Source organism: Yoonia sp. (assembly GCF_046498525.1).
In the GTDB taxonomy this organism is placed as follows: domain Bacteria; phylum Pseudomonadota; class Alphaproteobacteria; order Rhodobacterales; family Rhodobacteraceae; genus Yoonia.
Genome location: NZ_JAWOAN010000022.1, coordinates 19,012 through 36,490 on the forward strand (window position 1 = coordinate 19,012; position 17,479 = coordinate 36,490).

General features: G+C 56.6%; 15 protein-coding genes. 10 read left to right on the plus strand and 5 right to left on the minus strand.

Features of this window, described 5'->3' with window-relative positions; translation table 11 throughout:
- Window positions 1–206 precede the first annotated feature (206 nt).
- Together R6T97_RS01590 and R6T97_RS01595 are read left to right on the plus strand one after the other, a co-directional pair.
- A complete protein-coding gene (locus tag R6T97_RS01590; RefSeq protein ID WP_410347560.1) occupies window positions 207–683 on the plus strand; it encodes a hypothetical protein in 477 nt (158 codons plus the stop codon).
- A 503-nt stretch (window positions 684–1,186) separates the two neighbouring features.
- Window positions 1,187–3,682 (plus strand): FAD-dependent oxidoreductase, encoded by a 2,496-nt coding sequence (locus R6T97_RS01595; RefSeq protein WP_410347561.1) that lies wholly within the window; start codon window positions 1,187–1,189, stop codon window positions 3,680–3,682.
- Window positions 3,683–3,711: 29 nt separating this feature from the next.
- On the opposite strand, the gene R6T97_RS01600 is transcribed toward R6T97_RS01595, so the two are convergent.
- Window positions 3,712–4,782, minus strand: a complete 1,071-nt coding sequence (locus tag R6T97_RS01600; RefSeq protein ID WP_410347562.1) for an NAD(P)/FAD-dependent oxidoreductase — start codon at window positions 4,780–4,782, stop codon at window positions 3,712–3,714.
- The gene (locus R6T97_RS01605; protein WP_410347563.1) at window positions 4,779–5,711 is read right to left on the minus strand and encodes an aldo/keto reductase; all 933 of its coding nucleotides are present in this window, start codon (window positions 5,709–5,711) and stop codon (window positions 4,779–4,781) included. Before R6T97_RS01605 ends, R6T97_RS01600 begins: the two co-directional genes overlap by 4 nt.
- A 180-nt stretch (window positions 5,712–5,891) precedes the next feature.
- On the opposite strand from R6T97_RS01605, the gene R6T97_RS01610 reads away from it, so the two are divergent.
- Both R6T97_RS01610 and dacB read left to right on the plus strand, forming a co-directional pair.
- The gene (locus R6T97_RS01610; RefSeq protein ID WP_410347564.1) at window positions 5,892–6,488 is read left to right on the plus strand and encodes a nicotinate-nucleotide adenylyltransferase; all 597 of its coding nucleotides are present in this window, start codon (window positions 5,892–5,894) and stop codon (window positions 6,486–6,488) included.
- A complete protein-coding gene (gene dacB / locus R6T97_RS01615) occupies window positions 6,488–7,954 on the plus strand; it encodes a D-alanyl-D-alanine carboxypeptidase/D-alanyl-D-alanine-endopeptidase (protein ID WP_410347565.1) in 1,467 nt (488 codons plus the stop codon). The genes R6T97_RS01610 and dacB overlap by 1 nt, the downstream gene beginning before the upstream one ends.
- Here dacB and R6T97_RS01620 read toward each other — a convergent pair whose 3' ends face one another.
- Window positions 7,955–8,374 carry a tellurite resistance TerB family protein gene (locus tag R6T97_RS01620; protein WP_410347566.1) on the minus strand — a complete coding sequence of 140 codons (420 nt, stop codon included), beginning with the start codon at window positions 8,372–8,374 and terminating at the stop codon, window positions 7,955–7,957. It lies immediately after the preceding gene.
- 111 nt (window positions 8,375–8,485) lie between these two features.
- Between R6T97_RS01620 and R6T97_RS01625 the strand changes: the two genes are divergently transcribed.
- The 6 genes from R6T97_RS01625 (at window position 8,486) to acs (ending at window position 16,371) form a co-directional block, all read left to right on the plus strand.
- Complete coding sequence (locus R6T97_RS01625) at window positions 8,486–10,054, plus strand: lysine--tRNA ligase (RefSeq protein WP_410347567.1); 1,569 nt, start codon at window positions 8,486–8,488, stop codon at window positions 10,052–10,054.
- An 83-nt stretch (window positions 10,055–10,137) separates the two neighbouring features.
- Window positions 10,138–10,539, plus strand: coding sequence for a DUF4864 domain-containing protein (locus tag R6T97_RS01630; protein ID WP_410347568.1), 402 nt, complete (start codon window positions 10,138–10,140; stop codon window positions 10,537–10,539).
- 129 nt (window positions 10,540–10,668) lie between these two features.
- A complete protein-coding gene (locus R6T97_RS01635; protein WP_410347569.1) occupies window positions 10,669–12,960 on the plus strand; it encodes a glycosyl hydrolase family 28-related protein in 2,292 nt (763 codons plus the stop codon).
- A gap of 169 nt (window positions 12,961–13,129) precedes the next feature.
- Entirely contained in the window at window positions 13,130–13,861 is a 732-nt protein-coding gene (locus R6T97_RS01640; RefSeq protein ID WP_410347570.1) for a hypothetical protein, read from the plus strand.
- 138 nt (window positions 13,862–13,999) lie between these two features.
- Window positions 14,000–14,224 carry a DUF1127 domain-containing protein gene (locus R6T97_RS01645; RefSeq protein ID WP_410347571.1) on the plus strand — a complete coding sequence of 75 codons (225 nt, stop codon included), beginning with the start codon at window positions 14,000–14,002 and terminating at the stop codon, window positions 14,222–14,224.
- Window positions 14,225–14,412: 188 nt separating this feature from the next.
- Entirely contained in the window at window positions 14,413–16,371 is a 1,959-nt protein-coding gene (acs, locus tag R6T97_RS01650) for an acetate--CoA ligase (protein ID WP_410347572.1), read from the plus strand.
- 285 nt (window positions 16,372–16,656) lie between these two features.
- Here the strand turns inward: acs and R6T97_RS01655 are convergent, their stop codons facing one another.
- Entirely contained in the window at window positions 16,657–16,890 is a 234-nt protein-coding gene (locus R6T97_RS01655; RefSeq protein ID WP_410347573.1) for a hypothetical protein, read from the minus strand.
- A 368-nt stretch (window positions 16,891–17,258) separates the two neighbouring features.
- Window positions 17,259–17,479: transposase domain-containing protein (locus R6T97_RS01660; RefSeq protein ID WP_410347574.1), on the minus strand; the 221-nt coding region annotated here is incomplete at its 5' end.

The window sequence follows — 17,479 nt, forward strand, 5'->3', positions numbered from 1 at the left end:
TGCGGTTTGTACGAGTGTCTGCTATTACGGGTAGCGCCATAACCTTCAAAAACAGGTCAGATTTTGAACGGGGTTTTTGGTGGCGTCAATCGGTATGGTTTGCACATGTGCCAAAAATGAGGGTCTGTGGAAACTTAACTTGGTTGGTGTTGTCGTCAAGCTCATCATGTGTTGAAGTCGCTCCAGCGAGAAAAGGGAACTAAATTTTGAGAAACATTTTATTAAGTGCTTCAGTTCTCCTGTTTGGTTTATCAAATCTTGCGTCAGGGCAGGAAAATAGACTGTTATCTCTCGAACTGGTTAGCGCCGAAATTGACGACAACTCACGCAGCTTGACGGCATCGTTGTTACGCCGAATGCAGTTGGAGTCCGGTTTGACCGTCACTGTTCTCGCCAGGAACAATAGTGATGGAGCGATCATTGATATTAACCTTTGGGAAAGTGCCTGCGGAATTCTGGAAGAGGGCAACTCAGTAGAACCTGTGTGCGGAAAGCTCCACCAAATCATCCTGCATGACGGCAATGGCAATGATCTGCGCGGAGGGGCTACGAAGCAAAGTCTCACACTTTACCCGAGCGAGCAGTCTATTATTACAATACATGGTCGGCGGCCGGCTTCGACAGATGGTTCGTTTACATTGATCATTGATGGCGTTTCGCTGACTGGAAGCGCCAACCAGTAAATTCTCCGTCGTTTGGGCAGTTTACAACGTAGATCACTTCCGGCTCTAAAAAGTCGCTCTTACGCCTACACTACCGCACCAATAACGACCGTTTGTTGAAGGGCTTCACCGAAGCCGACATTGGCGCAGCCGCAGCAAACGGCAGCTTCGTCCGCAACGCCGTCATTCGTGCAGAGCGCGGTGAAAGTCAGCTTCCCCACCCGCACCTCCCCCCCGTTCATTCCGTGTTAACGATCGCCGCCGCACGCTGTGTTAACCATGCTTGGCTGCACGCTCTGTACATACGCTTTCTGTACGCCTTCTGTACGTGATCTGTACCGGCCGGACCCCTGCAAACCCTTGCGTTAACCCGCTGTTCGCGTCCCTGCGGCCACGGCGCCGCCCATCCCCCACCGCGCGTTGCCCCTGCCTGTCGCTTTTGCGCATTAAGCAGTCGGCTGGTTCTTTCGCCGTCGCACCGTTTCGCGCAGATTAGCGCCAAAGGTGCCAAGGGAGTCGCTCACATGAAAACGCAAGTCAAAGCATTGGTCGTCGGTGGCGGCGCAGTGGGGACATCCATTGCCTATCACCTCGCCAAAGCCGGTTGGGACGATGTGATGCTCTTGGAGCGGGATGAGCTGACATCAGGCTCCACTTGGCATGCGGCGGGCCTTTTGCCCTTGTTTAACATGTCTTTTGCGACAACCCACATCCACAAATACTCGGTCGATTTCTATAAATCCCTGGAAGAGGAAACCGGTCTGAACGCCGGTTTTGCCGTGGTGGGCAACCTGCGCATGGCCCAAACCCAAGAGCGGATGGACGAGTATATGCTCTATGCCTCCACCGCTGAAACCTGCGATGTGCCCTACGTCTGGATGACCCCCGACGAGATCAAGGCGAAATGGCCGCTGATCCGCACCGAGGACCTCAAGGGCGCACTCTATCACCACACGGACGGCTATATTAACCCCGCCGACATGACGCAGGCGATGGCCAAAGGCGCACGCCAGCGCGGTGTGGCAATCGAACGGAAATGGCAGGCCGACGCGTTCCACTGGAACGGTCAGGCATGGGAAGTAACCTGCACCAAAATGGTCGAAAAGGGCGGCAACCTTGTGCCCTCTGACGAACAGATCGTGGTGACGGCAGAACATGTCGTCACGGCATCCGGCAACCACGCGCAGACCACCGCGAAAAAGCTGGGTATCAAGATACCCGCTATCCCCGTGGAACACCAATTTATCGTGATGGATCAAGACCCTGCGTTGGTGCAATTCCGTGCCGAAGGCCATGCTGAACATCCCGTTATCCGTGACGCCGACGCCCAGTCTTATGTGCGTGAAGAGCGTGGCGGCTGGATTCTGGGTGTCTACGAAGAGGGCGCGCCTGCCGTCTTTGAATATGGCGTGCCCGACAGTTTCCGCGCCGATCTTTTCCCCCTCGATCTGGAACGGATCGAAGACCAGTATATGGCGATGATCCACCGTATTCCGTCTTGCGAGGAAAGCGGTCTGAAAGACGATTTCAACGGTCCGATCTGCTATACCCCCGACGGCAACCCCTTGGTCGGACCTGCACCGGGATTGCGCAACATGTGGCTGGCCGAAGGGTTTTCCTTTGGTATCACTGCGGCCGGTGGCACGGGGTATTACCTTGCCCAGATGATGGTCGATGGTGAAGCCGAAATCGACATGGCGTCACTTGATCCCAAGCGTTACGGCGACTGGATGACGACCGAATGGGCGGCCCGCAAAAACGAAGAGGCCTACGCCCACGTCTATATCCTGCACCATCCCGACGAAGAGCGCCCTGCCTGCCGGCCGCTGCGCACTGCGCCCGCCTATGACCGTCAAGCCGCACGTGGCGCGCAGTTCGGGTTTGTGAATGGCTGGGAGCGCCCGAATTACTATGCGCCGACGGGTTTTAACGATCACGACAACCGCTCTTTCCGCCGCGGCGGTTGGTGGCAGTATGCGGTCGAAGAAGCAAAGGCGATCCGCGAAGGTGTCGGGCTGATCGACGCGACAGCCTTTACCAAACACATCGTAAAAGGCCCCGGCGCGACTGCGTTTCTGGACTGGTTCACCACCAACAAGCTGCCTCGCGTGGGCCGGATCAACCTGACATATGCGCTGACGGATCATGGAACGACCCGGACGGAATATACGATCGTCCGTTTGAAAGACGATGAATACTACCTCGTCTCTGCCGGTGGATGGACCGACTATGATGCCGATTTCCTGCGCAAGGCGGTTGCGGACAAAGAAGCCGAGTTTGGCCGGATCGACGTCCAGAATGTCACGACCCAATGGGGTGTCTTCGCTATTGCCGGCCCAAAGTCGCGTGATGTGCTGAACGACGTGATCAAGGATGCCGACCCGGCGACCGCATTGTCGAACAAGCGGTTCCCTTGGCTGTCTGCCAAGCAGATCGAACTGGGCATGTGTCCTGTGAACGCAATCCGCGTAGCCTACACGGGCGAGTTGGGTTGGGAGTTGCATCACCCGATTGAAATGCAGAACTACCTTTTTGATCTATTGGAAAAGGCCGGTGAAAAGCACGGCATGAAGCTGGTCGGCGCACGTGCGCAAAACTGGCTACGGCAGGAAAAATCCTATCGTGCGTTCGGCAACGAACTGGGGCGCGATGCGACACCGCTGGAAGCCGATCTGCCGCGTTTTGTTGACCAGTCCAAGGATTTCAACGGCAAGGCCGCGATGGAGGCCAAGGGCATCCGGTCCAAATGCGTGACTTTGCTGATTGATGGCCCGTCGGACGCGGACCCTTGGGGCCGTGAAGCCCTTTATGCGATGGACGGCACCCGCGTGGGGCGGTTGACTTCGGGTGGGTATTCGGTGGCTTTCGAGAAGTCGATCGGCATGGGGTACGTAAAGCCGGAATTGGCTGAAGTCGGGACAAAGCTACAGGTCAAGATGCTGGACGAGTTGTGGGATGCAGAAATCGTCGAGGACAGTCCCTACGATCCCAAGAACGCAGCGATCCGGGTAGATGGGTGATCTGTCGCTGGGACCGTGCCAAACTTAGGTCATGAGAACCTTTGAGGTGATAAAGCTGCAACAGTGTCTCTTGACAGATCAGACGCCGCCCCGCTGACCAGATCGGCAAGTAACTGGCTGGCTGCAGGGCTGGATTGCATCCCGTACCCGCCTTGGCCTGCGCACCAGATAAAGCCGGGGTCGTGCAGATCGGGGCCGATCACAAGTGTGCGGTCTGGCGAGAATGTCCGCAGACCGGCCCACGAGCTTAGCAGGCGCGTGACAGGTTCGGTGACATGCGCCTCATAGCGGGCCAGACCTTCTGCAAGCACCATGTCATCGGCATAGGCGTCATGCGGAATGGTCAGGTCTTCTTCGGCGGGAGAGACGATCAGCGCGCCTGCATCCGGCTTGGCGTACCAGTCTTCGCCGGGGCCGAAGATCATCGGCCATTTGCTGACGTCATGGCCACCGGGTGCGGGGATGCGTGCCATAGAGCGTCGCAATGGTGTAAAGCCAAGTGGCGCAATACCCGCCATTCCAGCGATCTGATCGACCCAGGCACCTGCTGCATTCACGAGGATGCGGGCCTCGAAAACAGCCGTTCCGGCACTGACTGCCCATCCCTGCTTGGTCCGCCTTATATCGTCGACCTGCGCCTTTGTGCGGATCGTGGCGCCATTGTCACGCGCCATGCGGGCGAATGACTGGATAAGCTTGTCTGTGTCTATATCCCATGCTGCTGGGTGAAAGGCCACGCGATCGACGGCTGCATCATCAAGGATGGGCACGATGATTTTGGCCTCTTGCAGGGTCATGCTTTCGAGTTGCATCTGCCTTTGGTCGGCGTCAAACGCTTCCGCCATGCCTTTGCTGCCAAGCAGCATCAGGCCGCGTGGGCTGAGAACGCCCGCATCATCGTGAAACGCATGGCTGGCAGTGTTCAGGGCGATGGTCGACGGTTTACCATAGTTTTGTTCAAACAGCGCGGCTGACCTGCCAGAGGAGTGATAGGAAAGCGCATCTTCGGCTTCCAATACCATCACGCTGCCAAGATCGGACAGACGCGCGGCGGCGGAAATGCCGGCGATGCCACCGCCGATGATCAGAAAGTCGATCACTGTTCTTCGAGCCTGTCTGTCGCAGGAGCTGGTGTGATGCCGAGCGCGCTGATCTGGGCATAGAGTGCCGCGTTCATTTCAAAAGACACTGCATCAAGCGATGGCCGCAACTGGTCGGCAGATCTCGCAGAGATGATCGGCAATGGCTTTACCGCGTGGTGCGCAGCCCACGCAACCGCAAGTGTTGCCGCGGTCACACCGATACTTGCCGCCAGCTCTGCCAGCTTGCCCGCAGTGTCATGCATCCAAGCTTGATCATACCGGGCCCGATACCGTGTATCTTCGGTCAACCGGCCGGTTTGGCCTTGCGCGTATTTACCCGTCAGAAGCCCGCCACCCAAGGGCGAATAGGGGACTACAGTGATCCCTTGATCCGCTGCCATCGGAAAGAGTTCTACTTCGCTCTGGCGCTTTACGAGGCTGTACATGGGCTGGATGACGTCAATTCGTGTGCCAAGCGATTTGGCTACCGCCTGTGCCTTCATCACCTGCCATGCCGCATAGTTGGATACCCCGATATGCCGGATCAGGCCCTGCGATTGCAATTCTGCCAACGTGGTGAATGTTTCCTCCAGTGGTGTGTCATCGTCAAATCGGTGCATATAAAGCAGATCCACGGCATCTTCGTTCATCCGCTTGCGGGAAATGTCAAAGTGTTCGAGGATCATCGCGCGCGTCGCGCCATTGGTATAGCCCGCCTTGGTCGCCAGATAGATATCCTCGCGCGCTGCTTTGATCAGCGCACCGAGAATCGTTTCAGATGCGCCTTCGGTATAGACATATGCCGTGTCGAAATGATTGATGCCGCCGGCATGGGCGGCCCCGAACATGGCGGCACTTTCGGCTTGGTCGGCCTTGCCGCCAAACTGCATTGTGCCGAAGGTTAGTCTGGAAAGCGGGGCGCCGCTGCGCGTTGTCAAATCTGTCATCTCCGGACATTGTCATGCCTGTGGTACGATGAAAAGAGAGGCCGCCATCAATTGCCAAGGGGCCTCGCGCATTGACAGTCTCGGGTTTGGAATGGCTATTGTGCGGCAAGTGAAATCAACCTTTTATCTCAGAGCGTGTATGCCATTTCTTTCATCCATCCTTACCAGAGCCCGGCAGCCATGAAGGGTGCTTTCCCGGTTGCAAAGCCCGGTCAGGTGGTCGGATTGTTGGGAGGGTCGTTTGACCCGCCACACCCGGGTCACGTGCATATTTCAATAGAGGCGCTGAAACGCTTTGGCCTGGACCGGCTTTGGTGGTTGGTGTCACCGGGGAATCCCTTGAAGGAAAACGGTCCGGCACCATTGGCGGACCGTATGCAAGCCGCATGCGCGATTATGCAGCACCCACGTGTCATGGTAACTGACATCGAAGCGCGCATTGGCACCCGCTACACTGCCCAGACTCTGGTTGCATTGCGCAGACGTTATCCGGGCGTACGTTTCATCTGGTTGATGGGAGCAGATAATCTGGCGCAATTTCACCGCTGGCAGGATTGGCGCTGGATCATGGAAACGGTGCCGGTCGGCGTGTTGGCACGGCCCGGTGACCGGATTTCCGCCCGTATGTCCAAGGCCGCCAAAATTTATGCTCAGGCACGTCTTCCGGCGCAGGCGGCGCATATGCTGGGCCGTGTGGATGCTCCGGCATGGACATTTGTAAATCTGCCGATGTCGGGTCAGTCATCCACGGCCATTCGCAAGCGGGGTGAATGGTGATGCGTCTTTCACGCCGCGCGATGTTGGCAGGGGCTGCTTCCACGCTTGCGACAACCGCATTTTCAGAGGCACCGCTGACGTCGCCCCGCCCTACGGCGCGGGTCCTGGCGCAAGATGCGGTCGCCAGAATGGTGGCATCCAAAGGGTTCTCGGGTGATTTCGGTGTGCTGGTCGCCGACCTGAAGACAGGAGAGATTCTCGAAAATATCGATGGCGCAAAGTCGCAACCGCCTGCGAGTGTCACAAAGGCGTTTACAGCACTTTACGCGATTGAATCCCTGGGCGAAGATCACGCCTTTGAAACACGCATATTTGCTGATGGGGAAATTAAAGACGGAATTTTGGATGGTAATTTGATTTTGGCGGGTGGCGGAGACCCGAACCTTGTGACCGATCAGATGGCAGAGCTTGCACAGCGTTTGAAGGCAACGGGCCTGCGCGAAGTAAAGGGCGATTTCCTTGTCTGGGACAATGCACTGATCAATCAGGACGAGATTGATGCAACCCAATTCGATTACCTTGGGTACAATCCGACGATCACAGGTTTGAACCTCAACTTCAACCGCGTGCACTTTGAATGGAAGCAGGAGGGCGAGGATTATGTCATGCTCATGGATGCCCGGAGCGCAAATTATCGCCCGGCGGTGACAACCGCAAGGATCAGGGTTGTTGAGCGCACGTCGCCGGTTTTCACATATAGCAACACAGGCGATGCAGACCAGTGGACGGTCGCCAGTTCCGCTTTGAACAAGGAAGGGTCGCGGTGGCTACCGGTCCGCCATCCGGCCCTTTATGCAGGCGAGGTCTTTGCCAGTTTTGCGCGGAGTCAGGGGATTATCTTGAAGCCACCCGGGGAAACCGCCAATGCACCAACCGGCATACCGATTGCCAGCTTCGAAAGCGCGGCCTTGCGCGAAATGATGCGTGGTATGTTGCGATTTTCCACCAACCTCACCGCCGAGGCGGCTGGTATGGCCGCGACGGCAGCGCGCGTCGGCAATTTGCGTGGCTTGAGGACTTCGGCTCTTGGCATGGCGCGATGGGCTGACGCACGTGCTGGCGGGATCGCACCTTCTTTCGTCGATCATTCGGGCTTGGGTGATCAATCGCGCGTGTCGCCGCAGGATATGGTGCGATTGCTCAGCGCCCCCGATGTCATGTCCGTTTTGCGACCGATCATGCGCGACATCCGTTTGATCGGCGACGACCAACAGGTGATCGACGATCCGCAGGTTTCGGTGAGGGCAAAGACCGGTACATTGAACTTTGTCTCGTCGCTTGCCGGATACCTGCGCACCAAGAGCGGCCGCGATCTGGCCTTCGCGTTTTTTGCCGCTGATCTGGACGCGCGTGAAGCAGGCAAGCTGACCGGCGCGGAAAGCCCGCCCGGTGCGCGTGGCTGGAACACAAGGACGCGTCGCCTGCAGCAGGACATCCTCAGGCATCTGGCGTTCAGGCTGACCTGATCAAAGGGTCATGTGCCGTGCGCGCGACCCGCGCTCGATTGCGGCGGCGTGCAGGCGATCGAGGTCCAACTCTTCGCGAATCTCTTCGAGCATTCGCACCTCTGGGCCCACAATGCGCCCATCGGCAGCAGCGACATCGCAAGACAGTGCATAAGCTGTCTCGTACAAACGCTGCGGCAGGGCCGTGCGGATCAGGCCGAACAGGGCCTCAAGACCGTCTTCTTGCTCAAGCAGCTCGAATACCATCTTGGACATGCGCGGAAGTCTTTCCGCATCATAGCCCGCAAAAATTGGCAGATTATTGATCGCGTTGCTCATTTTCACAAGCTCCGCTGTGCGGATATGCTCGTCTGAAGCGGAAACCGCGATCATCAGTGCGGCAAGCGCATCTTGTGGAGTCATCGGGGCGTCTTCGAGCATGATCATTTCCTTTGCATCTCACCCACGTTTATTGACGCCTTGCCTGTCTCGCAATAGGGAGTGCGCGTTGCGGCAATCATAATGATGCCCTTTGAAGATGTGAGATAAACCATGAGCAGTTTGCGTGAAGCGGCGATGACGTCGAAGGCTTGGCCTTTTGAAGAGGCGCGCGCGTTGCTGAAACGGTATGAAAACAAGCCGCCCGAAAAAGGCTATATCTTGTTTGAAACCGGTTATGGTCCGTCCGGTCTGCCCCATATCGGCACATTTGGCGAGGTTCTGCGCACCACGATGATCCGCCGCGCGTTCGAAGTCATTTCCGATATACCCACAAAGCTGATCTGTTTTTCCGACGATCTGGACGGGATGCGCAAAGTGCCGGGCAATGTGCCCCAGCAGGACATGCTGGCCGAACACATGCACAAGCCGCTGACATCCGTGCCCGATCCGTTCGGCACACACGAAAGCTTTGGCCATCATAACAACGCGATGCTGCGGCGGTTCCTTGACACCTTCGGATTCGACTACGAGTTCTATTCGGCGCGCGAGTTCTATCAGACCGGCCAATTTGACGAGGTGCTTTTGCGTGCGGCTGCCCGCTATGACGAGATCATGGCAGTGATGCTGAAATCCTTGCGCGAAGAGCGCCAAGGGACCTATTCGATCTTTCTGCCGATCCACCCTGAAACGGGCCGCGTACTTTATGTACCGATGAAAAATGTAGACGGCGAAAAAGGCGAGGTCACGTTCGACGATCCTGATGGCCGTGAATGGACCTTGCCTGTTACCGGCGGGAACGTAAAATTGCAGTGGAAACCTGATTTTGGTGCCCGCTGGGCTGCACTGGACGTCGATTTCGAGATGTATGGCAAGGAACACGCAACGAACACGGCGATCTATGACCGGATTTGTGAAATTCTGGGCGGGCGCAAGCCGAACCACTTTTCTTACGAGCTTTTCCTTGACGAGAACGGCCAGAAGATTTCAAAATCTTCCGGCAACGGCATCTCGATTGATGAGTGGCTGACCTACGCCTCGACCGAATCCTTGAGCTATTTCATGTATCTCAAGCCGAAGACGGCCAAGCGGATGCATTTCGATGTGATCCCGAAGGCTGTGGATGAGTATCACCAGCAGCTGCGCGCGTATGAAACGCAGGATGATGTGGGCCGCGCCAACAATCCGGTTTTCCATATTCATGGCAACAACGTGCCAGTCTCTGACATGGTCGTCCCGTTTGCGATGTTGCTGAACCTTGCCTCTGTGTCCGGTGCCGAGGACAAAGAGACCCTGTGGGGCTTTATCCAGCGGTACGCGCCCGAGGCGTCCGCCGAGATGAACCCGCAGATGGATCAGGCGGCGGGCTTTGCCGTGCGATATTACAACGACTTTGTGAGGCCTGCGAAAGTCTATCGCGCGCCAACCGATCAGGAGCGTGCTGCCCTGTCCGATCTGGCCGAGCGGCTGAAAGCGTGGGAAGGTGGTCTTGATGCAGAAGAGCTGCAAACGATGGTCTTTGCGGTCGGCAAGGAACATGGTTTTGATCCTCTCCGTGCGTGGTTCACAGCACTTTACGAAGTACTTCTGGGCGCATCGCAGGGGCCGCGGTTCGGCGGGTTTATTGCGCTTTACGGTGTGGATGAAACCGTCGCCTTGATCGAGCAGCGACTGGCGGCCTAGACCTGCCGCCGCAAAAGAAATGAAACTAATCTGCGTTTTCCTGCGTATCTCTTAGGAATAGAGACCAAAGGAGGGCGCGGATCATGCGCATATTGGCATTTGTTTTCGGCTTCTGGATTGCGGCGACAGCGGCTTTTGCACAGGACGGCGACGCGATTGAAGCGGTGATTGGCAGCCAGCTCGAAGCGTTCAATGACCGCGATGTTTCACAGGCGTGGGAATATGCCAGCCCAAATATCAAGCGACTTTTCGGGAGTCCCGATAATTTCGGCATGATGGTCCAGCGAGGCTATCCGATGGTCTGGGACAACGCCGATGTGCGGTTTTTGGAACTGCGTGATGTGCGCGGGAACCTTTGGCAAAAGGTGATGGTCCGCGATGCAAACGGCGGTTTGCATATCCTCGATTATCAGATGATCGAAACCGCAGAGGGCTGGCAGATCAATGGCGTGCAACTGTTGCCATCGCCTGACGTGGGCGCCTGAGCCTGTTGCGCAGCTAACCGTCACGGTGCTGTCAGCCCCTTTTTAGACCATGACGATAGCCCTTAGGCAGGTGGCCCGATGTTGCACTGGGCCTTTTTTGCATTTCTCAAGCTTCAGGGGCTCTTATTCATGAATAAATCAATTACCGACGGGATCGTTTTTGACCCATTGCCGTTTTCCGCAGGGCTCGCGCTGTGGTCCAGTACGGACGGCACACCGGGGTCAGATACCTACGCGGGCAGCGGGTCGGGTGTTTTTGTCGCGGCTGATCAGGATTTTGCAGGCTGTCTTGAACTGCTCAAAACCGGCGCCATCGCGCGGGTCCGTTACAAGGGCGAAACCCCCATTTTGCCGGGCTGTTATTTGCAAATCAAAGCGCGGGTCAAGGCGGTTGCGGGCGCGTTGCCTGCGGTCAGCATCGCCGGTTGGGCCGGGGCGGGAGGCGGCGCGCAACTAGCGGGCGTGAGCGAAGTCGGCACGTCTGTGCAGCTGACAACATACGGCGAAATCGTAGAGGTGACAGCCATTGTCGCCACCGCCGACAGGACAGGCGTTGATCTGGTCTGGACAGGTGCCCAATACGGTCACTTCGGGATTGATCTGACCGGCCCGACGGGCGGCGTGGTACGGCTGGATGATATCACGATCACTGATGTTTCATCGGCGTTCAATGGTGATCTGATGGGGTTGGTGGACGTGCGCGACTATGGCGCAAAGGGCGATGGCGTGACCGACGACAGTGCCGCCTTCAATGCCGCAGATGATGCGGCTGATGGCCGGACGGTGATGGTGCCTGAGGGTGATTACCTGCTTGCGGGTAACGTGACCATGGAAAATTCGGTCCGGTTTGTGGGACGCATTGTGCAGGCAGCCGAGTTTCGCTTCATTCTCCAGCAAGGCTTTGACTACGACAGCTATCTGTCCGCGTTTCGGGACGAAGAACTGGCGTTCAAAAAGGCTTATCAGGCGCTTATCAATTTTGCTGATCACGATTCTCTTGATCTGTGCGGTCGTCGTGTTCTGCTGACTGCACCTGTCGATATGCAGGCCGCCGATCCCAGCCGCACGCGGTTCGAGACACGCCGTGTCATTCGCAATGGCCAGTTTCAACCGGCTGACGGCGCCGCCTGGGACACGGTCGAGGTCACGTCGCAGGCGACATATGCCGCGAACGATGACAACCGCCTGACCAATGTCGTGAATATAACCAGCATACCAGTTGGCGCTTTGGTGCAGGGCAATGGTGTGGGCCGCGAGATTTATGTGACCTCGATCAACGAAAGCGCGCAAACGCTGGAGTTGAGCCGCCCGCTTTTCGATGCGGAAGGGACACAGATTTTCACCTTTACGCGCTTTCAGTACATGCTTGATTTTTCGGGCTATGAAAAACTCAGCCAGTTCATTCTGGCTGACATCGAATTTCAGGGGCGGGGTGTGGCGAGCGGGATCATGATGGCCCCCGACGGGTTCACCTTTCATGTCCGTGATTGCTTTGTGAACAAGCCCAAGGACCGTGGGATCACGTCACCTGGTCGCGGCTGTCAGGGTATGATGATCGACCGCTGCCAATTGATCTCGGACGAGCAGGACGTGCCAGTCGCTGCCCGCGTCAGTATCGGGTTCAATGCAAACGCCAATGACGTCAAGATCAGGGACAACCGGACCAGCAAGTTCAAGCATTTCTGTGTCTTGGCCGGTTCAGGCAACCTGATCAGTGGTAACCACTGGTTTCACGGCGATGACGAGGTGAACGGTGTGCGAATGGGGGGCATCATTCTGACCCTGCCCAATCCGAAAAGCATCTTCACGGGTAACTACTGCGACAACAACTTTATCGAATGGACCAATGAACACGACGCAACACCCGCCTTGGGACTGCAGTTTTCCTTTGGTGGTCTGACGATTACGGGCAACATGTTCACCACCAATGACGTGGCAGAATGGTTCAATTTTATCGTGATAAAACCCTATGGCCCCGGTCATTTCATCAACGGCTTTGCAGTTGTCGGCAATGTATTCCGTTCGATCAATGGCCGGATCGACCGGGTCGAGAATGTTGATACGACTTTTGCAGATCTCGATTACAGCCGGACACGCAGTTTTGAGTTTACGGGCAATACGTTCCACAACGTGAACGAGCCCGTGTCCAACCCTGTGTCCTTGACGCACACGCAGGCAACCGAGGCCACAACATGGGTCCTGCAGACTGGCAGCGTCCTGCCATTCGGTGGTCGGGCGCTCACCGTGGAAAGTGTCATGCCCGCAGGGGCGATCACCAACACTGGCGGCAATCGCGTCCATGACCTGCCTTGGTCCGAGGGCGAGCAGGGCAGCGACCTGCGTGATGTGGACCTGAATTGGAGCGAGCCTGTGAAAGGACAGGTCCGCTATTCAGTCAGGATGGACCGGACTGGTTCGTAATTTGGTGGGCACAAGAGCAAAGGGTGCCTTTGTCGGCACCCTTTTTGCGCTATCGAACGGGCCTTTCCCAACGAGTCCAAACACTTATGCTGCACCGCAGAAAAATGCTGCACTGCCGCGCAAACTGCGCTATAATACTTCGAGTTTGATCAATCTTGAGGGGAACAGCATGACGCCCGCATTTACACTATCTCTCGCAGCACAAGGATTGCAGGTTGCAAGTGCCGTCATCGGCCAGCAAATGCGGTTCGCTGGTGCAGTTATCGAACAGACGTCAGTGGCACAGCGGGCGCTGATTTCACCGTATTACGGTGCTCCGAAAGCCAAGGCTGCGACAGCGCCGGCCAAAAAGAAACCGGCTCCCAAACCCGCAGTCGCCGAAGCGAAGGTCGCGTTGGTTCCTGCGTCCGAAACGGTGGCTGAAAAGCCTGCCCCAACCAAAACGAAACCTGCTGTTGCGGCTCCGGCCGAAGCAACAACGCCCGTGATAGAGGCGAATCCGGTTGCACCGAAGGCTGCAAAAACCGAGGTCGCTCCCAAAAAAGTTGCTTCGAAACCTGCGGCTGCAAAGCCTGCTGGAAAGGCTGTGAAAGCCGCCCCTGCGAAAACGAAGCCCAAGCCAAAAGCGAAAGCCGACGTAGCGCCGAAAACGAAAGTGGAGCCAGAGGCTACCGAGGCAGCCCCGGTCGCACCTGCAAAAGCCGCAGTGCCGCAAAAAGTGGTCGCCAGCCAGCCAGCGCCGAAAAAGGCTGAGGTTGCCCAGCCTGTCGCGCCTATAGCCGAGCCGAGCAAGCCAGACCCCAAAGCGGCAGCGCCTGCGCCGGCAACCAAGCGTGCCAAACCGGTGACGGTGGCCGATGCACCTTGGAATGGCAAAGAAGCACCCAAATCCGACTCATAATTCGTCGCTGAAATGCTTGACCAAAACCCACCATGCACCCTGTGCATGGTGGGTTTGCGTTCGTAAGCGTTGTTCGTGGTGATTTGTAGGTCTACTTCTGTCTTTGGGAGGACAAACATTCATATCACGAGGCTCAAAATGTCACTCCGTCCCGATAACACTCTGATTTCTAACCGTGAAATGCTGCTTGCACTGCTTGCAGCACCTTTCCTTGCAATCGGTGCCGCATTGCAAAGTATTGCACTCAACACAGCACACGCCCAAACCCTGCGCGAACTTGCCGCGATCTCTGATGAGGAACTGCAAGCCAGAGGTCTGACACGCGCGGATATCGTCAGTATGGCGTTCCGTCACGACGGCTGAGCGGCCTCCGCTCATGCCGTGGCACACCACCTCGAATGCGGACTTTCCCTGCGCAGCGTTTGACCCAAATCAAAGCAGCCTTCAGGTGCTGATTTAAGAATTGCGCAGTCCGGGCCTGCAAAGGCTTGGATTCGGCTGCGTTTTCGCCATGATGCAAGCCGACAAACAAACATCAGGGGGGATATATCGTGACCGATCAACCAGCCGGAACCTATGCGCCATCAGCCGAAATGTCCGCAGGGGCACATGCTGACAAAGCAATCTACGATGCGATGTACGCTGCATCGATCGACGACCCGGAGACATTCTGGGGTGAACATGGCAAGCGGATTGACTGGATCAAACCCTATACACGGGTGAAGAACACCAGCTTCGCCCCCGGCGATGTGCATATCAAATGGTACGAAGACGGTACGCTGAACGTCAGTGCCAACTGCATTGACCGGCATCTGGAAACCCGTGGCGATCAAACTGCGATTATCTGGGAGCCAGACAGCCCCGACGATGACGCGCTGCATATCACCTACAAAACGCTGCATGAGAAAACGTCGCTGATGGCGAATGTGCTCAAAGAGATGGGCGTCAGCAAAGGTGACCGCGTCGTACTTTACCTGCCCATGATCCCCGAGGCGGCCTATGCCATGCTTGCCTGCGCGCGTATCGGCGCGATCCATTCGATTGTTTTTGCAGGCTTTTCGGCCGAGGCGCTAGGCGCACGGATCAACGCCTGTGACGCCAAGGTCGTGATCACCGCCGATGGTGCCCCGCGCGGTGGCCGTGTGACGAACCTCAAGGACAGCGTTAATCAGGCTTTGCTGAACGACTTTGACGAAGTGAAGTGCCTTGTGGTCAAGCGCACCGGCCAGCAGATCGCATGGCGGAGCGATCTGGACTACTGGCTGCACGAGATGGAAGAAAAGGTAAGCGCCGATTGCCCACCGACCGAGGTGAACGCCGAAGACCCACTGTTCGTTCTGTATACTTCGGGGTCCACTGGCCAGCCCAAGGGCGTGGTGCATTCCAGCGGTGGTTATCTGGTCTATGCAGCGATGACCCATCAATATACCTTTGATTATCACGATGGCGATATCTTCTGGTGCACGGCAGATGTGGGCTGGGTTACAGGCCACAGCTATATCGTTTACGGCCCACTGGCGAATGGCGCGACCACCGTCATGTTTGAAGGTGTGCCGACCTACCCTGATGCAGGCCGGTTCTGGGCCGTGTGTGAAAAGCACAAGGTCAACCAGTTTTACACCGCGCCCACAGCAATTCGTGCGCTGATGGCGCAGGGCAATGATTTTGTGACCAGATACGATCTGTCCGATATCAAGGTGCTGGGCACCGTGGGCGAGCCGATCAACCCGGAGGCTTGGAACTGGTACAACGATGTGGTCGGCAAGGGCAAAGCGCCCATCGTTGATACGTGGTGGCAGACCGAAACCGGTGGTCACCTGCTGACACCGCTGCCCGGTGCCACTGCGACCAAGCCAGGTTCCGCGACGTTACCGTTCTTTGGCATTCAGCCGGTCATTCTGGAGCCGACTACAGGCGAGGAAATCCATGATACCGCTGCCGAAGGCGTGCTTTGCATCAAGGATAGCTGGCCCGCCCAGATGCGCACCGTCTGGGGCGATCACAAAAGGTTCGAGAAAACTTATTTCAGTGACTACAAGAACTATTATTTCACCGGAGATGGCTGTCGCCGCGACGAAGACGGGTATTACTGGATCACAGGCCGCGTCGATGATGTGATCAACGTATCCGGTCACCGCATGGGCACGGCGGAAGTCGAAAGCGCGCTGGTCGCCCACGCAAAGGTGGCAGAGGCCGCCGTGGTCGGCTATCCACACGCCATCAAAGGGCAGGGCATCTACGCCTATGTGACGCTGATGAACGGCGAAGACCCTTCCGATGAGCTGCGCAAAGAGCTTGAGGTCTGGGTCCGGTCCGAGATCGGCCCGATTGCAAAGCCCGATCTGCTGCAATGGGCCCCCGGCCTGCCGAAAACACGGTCTGGCAAGATCATGCGGCGCATCCTGCGCAAGATCGCCGAGGATGATTTCGACGCGCTGGGCGATACGTCAACGCTGGCCGATCCATCGGTGGTGGACGATCTGATCAAGAATCGGATGAACCGGGGGTAGGACCGCTCTGTATTGCCAATGACAAAACCGCGCAGAGATGCGCGGTTTTTTGTATGGTGAATGGCCACATTGAGCCCAGAGTGACCGATGCTGCGGGCTGCACGAACGTCTGCAATGTCGTTCTAGGGAGCTTTAATCCCATCAGGGAAGACTATCTCGTCTCAGCTGTTAGATGTTGAAACAGCGCCTTCGTGGTGGATACTAGATCATTGTTCTGCAAATGCATTGGGGCCTCCGGCAAAGCTGGCGCGATTCAGCTTGGGCAGTCTACCTGGCAAATTTTCACTAGACGGTCTTTGAAATTTTCGCTTCAAGTTCGCGAATTTGTGGCTTCAGATAGTAGGTCTTCACTAAACCGCAAAGCACCATGAAACCAAGGATGACCAATCCAGCCACAAGATTGACTGTACCGGTTAGAAGATACGAGGTTAGTAGAATAGCCAACACTCCAAATGTTCGCAGGTCGCGTTCTCTTCTATCTAAACCTTTGAGGCGTTCTAGTTTTTGGTTATCGGTCATCTGTTTTTTGCTCTCAGATTTTTCGCTTAGACATTAGCATTTTTGTCCTTCTTAAACTAGAGTTTGGGATTGCCATGTCACCTGAGCGAACACCAGCCGTTGGTGCCAAATCAGCGAATGTCTCAAAAGTCCGCACACCCGCCACTCGGCTGTGAAACGGTGTTCTGCACCGCCGCAAGTCGGGTTTGAGCCCATACGAGACGCGCTACTTGGAGCGGTATTTGCCAAGCAGATGGGCAAATACTCTAAATTCTTCCTCTGCGTGCGCGTCTTTCAGCCCGACAGTAATAGGAAGGTGCCTATTGCCAACTTCGATGTAGATATGTGGGCCAATTGTGAGTAAGCGTTCCCAGGAGAGCACCGTCGGTTCAACTTGACAGCTTGAAGTTCCACGGCAGCAGATCATCTATGCAGCTTTGCGGATGGCCGTTGGCGATCGCTGTCAGGGTAGCCTTGAGATAGGCGAAGGGTTCGACGCCGTTGATCTTGCAGGTCTCGATCAGCGAGGCGATGCGGCCCCAGGCGATGCCGCCTTCGTCGTGACCCGCGAAGAGCGCATTCTTGCGATTGAGAGAGATCGGTCGGATCA